This is a genomic window from Streptomyces sp. NPDC027189 (assembly GCF_055566975.1).
In genome coordinates this window covers 1-3,291 of the sequence record NZ_JBVHRI010000075.1, presented here as the reverse complement: position 1 = coordinate 3,291, position 3,291 = coordinate 1, and the positions used below count along the sequence as shown (strand labels likewise).

3 protein-coding genes are annotated in these 3,291 nt (G+C 70.6%); all 3 read left to right on the top strand.

What is annotated here, in order from left to right:
• Positions 1 to 579: alpha-glucosidase C-terminal domain-containing protein (locus ACZ4RZ_RS50210; protein ID WP_467754363.1), on the top strand; the 579-nt coding region annotated here is incomplete at its 5' end.
• A gap of 84 nt (positions 580 to 663) precedes the next feature.
• On the top strand, positions 664 to 2,103 hold the full coding sequence (locus ACZ4RZ_RS50205) for a maltokinase N-terminal cap-like domain-containing protein (protein WP_467754362.1): 1,440 nt from the start codon (positions 664 to 666) through the stop codon (positions 2,101 to 2,103).
• A 44-nt stretch (positions 2,104 to 2,147) separates the two neighbouring features.
• On the top strand, positions 2,148 to 3,291 hold a 1,144-nt coding region (locus ACZ4RZ_RS50200; RefSeq protein ID WP_467754360.1), incomplete at its 3' end, for a GlgB N-terminal domain-containing protein.

The window sequence follows — 3,291 nt, the reverse complement described above, 5'->3', positions numbered from 1 at the left end:
CAGATCGAACTCTTCACCGCCCTGCTGCTGTCCCTGCCCGGCTCACCGATCCTCTACTACGGCGACGAGATCGGCATGGGCGACAACATCTGGCTTGGCGACCGGGACGCCGTGCGCACCCCGATGCAGTGGACCCCCGACCGCAACGCCGGCTTCTCCTCCTGCGACCCGGGCCGCCTGTTCCTGCCCACCATCATGGACCCGGTCTACGGATACCAGGTCACCAACGTCGAGGCATCCATGTCGTCGCCCTCCTCGCTGCTGCACTGGACCCGCCGCATGATCGAGATCCGCAAGCAGAACAAGGCATTCGGCCTCGGCTCCTACACCGAGCTGCAGTCCTCCAACCCGGCGGTCATCGCCTTCCTGCGCGAGTACAAGGACGACCTGGTCCTGTGCGTCCACAACTTCTCCCGCTTCGCCCAGCCCACCGAACTGGACCTGCGGGCGTTCAACGGGAGGCACCCGGTCGAGCTGATCGGCGGGGTACGTTTCCCGGCCATCGGTGAGCTGCCCTACCTGCTCACCCTCGCAGGCCACGGCTTCTACTGGTTCCGGCTCCGCAAGGACGCCGCCTAGAACCCGCACGGCGGGGCGGTTTCTCCCGCCCCGCCCTGGGCACGCATCAGGAACACCCCGACTCCCGGGGAAAGGACGCACGCCATGTCGGAAGCCGTCACTCGTGCCGCCACGACAAGTCCCGGCCTTCTCGCGTCCCTGAACCCACTGCTGCAGGAATGGCTGCCGCGGCAGCGATGGTTCGCGGGCAAGGGACGCCCGGTCACCGGATTCTCGCTGGTCGCGGAGACCGAACTGCTGCCGTCGACGTCGCAGCTCGGCCTGCTCCACCTCCTCGTACGGGCCCATCAGCCGGACACCCCCACCCCGGGCGCTCTGCCGCACCCCGGGGACTGCTACCAGCTGCTGATAGGCGTGCGCGAGGCGCTGCCACCACGGCTGGCGCCCGCGCTCATCGGGCATCTGGAAGAGGGTCCGCTGGCCGGCCGGACCGTGTACGAGGCGTTGTACGACGCCCGGCCCGCCGACGTGCTCCTCGAAGCGATCCGCACGCGGACCCGCATCGGCGATCTGCGCTTCGAACGCGCCCTGCGTCACGAGATCAGGGGCGGCCTGGTGCCGCGGCTGGTCACCTCGGAGCAGTCCAACTCCTCGATCGTCTACGGAGATACGTTCATCCTGAAGCTGTTGCGGAGGATCGTGCCGGGCAACAACCCAGACCTGGAACTTCCGCTGGTACTGGCCCGCGAGGGCTGCGCGCGCGTGCCGGCCCCGGCGGGCTGGCTGCTGGCCGACCTCGCCTCCGACCACGACTCGTACGTATTGGGCGTACTCCAGCCCTTCGTACGGGGCGCCACGGACGGCTGGGAGCTGGCGCTGCGCGAGCTGGCCAAGACCGAGGACTTCGGCGCCGTCGGCGACCTCAGCGGCTTCGGCGACCTCGGTGGCTTCGGTGACGAGGCGCGGGCGCTGGGCCGTGCGACCGCCGAGGTGCACACGGCGCTCGCCCGCGCGCTGCCCACGGTCACGCTGGGCCACGCGCAGATGCAGTTGCTCGTCGACGGCATGACCGAGCGCCTGGACGCGGCCGCGCAGGCGGTGCCCGCGCTGCGTCCCTACGCTCCCGGGTTGCGGACCGCCTTCGAGGAGCTGGCCGGCCTCGCCGTCGAGGGCCACACCTGGACCGCGCAGCGCATCCACGGCGATCTGCACCTCGGCCAGTGCCTGCGCTCGCCGTCCGGGGAGTGGTCTCTCATCGACTTCGAGGGCGAGCCGTCGAAACCCCTCGCCGAACGCCGCATGCCACAGCCTCCGGCGCGGGACATCGCGGGCATGCTCCGCTCCTTCGACTACGCGGCCCACTCGCACCGTCCTCCGGTGGCCGGCTGGGCCGACGCCTGCCGGGCCGCGTACTGCAGCGGCTACGCCGAGGTCTCCGGCGTCGACCCGCGCGCCGACCCCGTACTGCTGCGCGCCTACGAAACGGACAAGGCGGTCTACGAAGTCCTGTACGAGGCCCGGCACCGGCCCGACTGGCTGCCGGTGCCGATGGCGGCGATACGCCGACTCGCCGCATCCCCCTGACCTGTCCCACTTCCCCACCTCACCCTGCCGAGGAGGCCCTGCCCGTGACGCCCCGCCCTCCGTCCGACGACAGTCCGAAGAAGAACGGCACGAAGAAGTCGGCTGCCGCGAAGAAGACGGCGGTGAAGAAGGCCGCTGAGGGGAAAACGACGGCCAAGAAAGCCGCCGCCGGTAAGAAGGCTGCCGCCGCGAAGAAGGCGGCCGTGGGTAAGACGGCGGCCGTGGGCAAGAAGGCCGCCGCCAAGAAGGTCGCCGGGAGCGTGGTTGCCGGGAAGAAGACCACCGTGAGCAGGGCCGCCGGCAAGAAGACCACCGTGAGCACGGCCGTGAAGGTCTCGAAGAAGGCGCCGGAGCCTGCCGCCGCCAGCGCTCCCGTCTTCGCCGGCGTCGACCCCGGTGACCGGGAGCGGCTGCTCAACGGCACACATCACGATCCGCACGGGGTGCTGGGAGCCCATCCGGTGCCGGGCGGGGTGGCCTTCCGCGCCTTCCGTCCGTACGCGCTGGCGGTGACCGTCGTGACGGACGACCTGCGCGCCGAGTTGCACGACGACGGGGACGGATTCTTCTCGGGACTGCTGCCGCTGCGCGCGGTCCCGGCGTCGTATCGGCTGGTCGTGGCGTACGAGGGGACGGTTCTGGAGACCGAGGACGCGTACCGCTTCCTGCCCGCGCTGGGAGAACTCGACCTGCATCTGCTCGGCGAGGGCCGGCACGAGCAGTTGTGGCGGGCGCTCGGCGCGGAGCCGATGGTGCACCAGGGCGTCCTCGGCACCCGCTTCACGGTGTGGGCCCCGAACGCGCGCGGTGTGCGCCTGGCCGGCACCTTCAACTTCTGGGACGGCACGGGATACCCGATGCGGTCGCTGGGCTCCTCCGGGGTGTGGGAGCTGTTCGTGCCCTCGATCGTCGAGGGCGAGCTGTACAAGTTCGAGATCACCCGTTCCGACGGAACGCGCACGCTGCGCGCCGACCCGATGGCCCGCCGCACCGAGGCTCCGCCGAACACCTCGTCGGTCGTCGACGCGTCCCATCACGTGTGGCGCGACGAGGAGTGGATGTCCGGGAGGGGGCTGCGGCCGGCGCACGAAGCCCCGTTCTCCGTCTACGAGGTGCATCTGCCGTCCTGGCGGCCCGGGTTGACGTACCGGCAACTGGCCGACCAACTCCCCTCCTACGTCTCCGACC

Coding starts and splice junctions, on each gene's coding strand:
- ACZ4RZ_RS50205 (WP_467754362.1), top strand. CDS start 664: ATGTCGGAAGCCGTCACTCGTGCCGCCACGACAAGTCCCGGCCTTCTC.